Source organism: Candidatus Symbiopectobacterium sp. NZEC135, assembly GCF_025962695.1.
In genome coordinates, this window is sequence record NZ_JAGFPF010000381.1 from 1 (window position 1) to 1,634 (window position 1,634).

Annotated in this window: 2 protein-coding genes; both read right to left on the reverse strand. The window is 43.9% G+C overall.

What is annotated here, in order from left to right; translation table 11 throughout:
• Positions 1 to 49 precede the first annotated feature (49 nt).
• On the reverse strand, positions 50 to 451 hold the full coding sequence (spaK, locus tag J5224_RS27065; protein WP_264628241.1) for an SPI-1 type III secretion system chaperone SpaK: 402 nt from the start codon (positions 449 to 451) through the stop codon (positions 50 to 52).
• A gap of 16 nt (positions 452 to 467) precedes the next feature.
• Positions 468 to 1,634 (reverse strand): FHIPEP family type III secretion protein (locus tag J5224_RS27070; RefSeq protein WP_264628242.1); only part of this gene is annotated, 1,167 nt, incomplete at its 5' end.

A 1,634-nucleotide genomic window follows, 5' to 3' on the forward strand; every position in this document is an offset into this window, starting at 1 on the left:
GACAGGCGCAAAGGATGTGCTTGTTGACGTAAGAGCTGCCGGTTCGCCATTAGCGAATCACCCCCAAAAAGGCGTCTTGCAGTTGGAAGAATTCGTCCATTGCATCAGCAAAGCGCACGCCGTCAGCCAGATAGTCAGGATGTACTAATCCTTTTAATTCAATGGTGTCATTGTTAATGGAAATCTGTAATTGCCCAGTCATCGCAAAATGGCACCCATCCATAATTTTTTCCTGAATTTGCGCTGATTTTTGCTGCAATAATCCGGGGGTGTTTTCGCTGAGCTGAGACCAGATCCATATTTGCCCATCAACATTACTGATTAACAAACTGGGATAATTTTCAAAATCGAGCGCAATGGTTGAATGACCATCAAAATCACTCAGAATGGATTCATCCACTCCACTGTGCAGTAGCGCATCGCGAACCAACGTTACAATATCAATATACATTTCAGTTATTCCTTTATTAAATGGTTTTCACAACATTGATTGACACCGTATCGGTTATTTCACCGAACGACATCACTTCAAGATCTTTAAAGCGTGACTCCAGGAAACGCTTTAGAAAACGGCGTATATCGACCGAAGAGAGCACAACTAAATCTTTACAAGACATCGCGACACTCTCCATGGCCAGTGCAAACCGATCAATCAATTCATCTGCCACAGCAGGCTCCAGATGCAGGAACACTCCCGTTGAGGTATTTCTAATACTCTGACGAATCTGGTCTTCAAACTCCGCAGATAACATAATCACGCGCAGCGAATTTCCCACAGAGAATTTATGGCAAATATAACGTGAGAGTGCACCACGTACATGCTCTACTAGGGAAATAACCTCTTTTTCACGCGGTGCCCATTGGGCAAGTGCTTCCATAATTAACCGCATATTACGCACCGAAATACGTTCACTCAAAAGGCGCTGTAATACTTCAGAAATTCGCTGAATAGTGGCATGACGCATCACTTCTTTCATCAGGTCAGGGTATTTCTCTTCCATTTTATCGAGAATATGCTTTGTTTCCTGAACACCGAAATACTCATTAACGTGACGAATCAACACTGCGGCCAAGGTGTAATACATTTCATCAATACCGCTACGCAGCTGATACCCTAATGCCGCAACAGAGTCCCGCTGTTCTTCGGCAATCCATTGCATGTTTTCAATGGTAGATACCGGTATCCCAAGTTGCAGCAGCTCTTCAGAGCCGTTAACCACGCGGTATTGATTGAATTTTATTTGAAAACGCTCTGCGCTGATTTCATTGATTAACACAGATACAGTTTCAGACTCTATGTGTTCGGACGCTCTCACCGTTATTTCTGGCAGGTTTATCCCATAGTCAATGAAGAATTGACTGCGAAAGCGTTCAGTAATGTTCGCCTTTACCAGTATCTGTTCATCGCTTTTGTTAACGACCAGAATCAGGGGGACCGTTTCTGCTGAAACATTATTCAGATTGTTAATGATGCCGAGTGAACTTTCCCCTTCGGCTAACACATCCCCTTCATAACGTTGATGTGACGCTGCTGCCTCCAGATCGACCTGTGCCTTGTTGTTTTTCCAACGTTGATAACCGTAAAGTCCGGCGAGCAGCAATGCCAAAATCATAAAGACAGAAAAAGGGAATCC

Bases quoted from the DNA above. Each gene is read 5' to 3' on its own strand.
- spaK (WP_264628241.1), bottom strand. From the start codon at position 451: ATGTATATTGATATTGTAACGTTGGTTCGCGATGCGCTACTGCACAGT.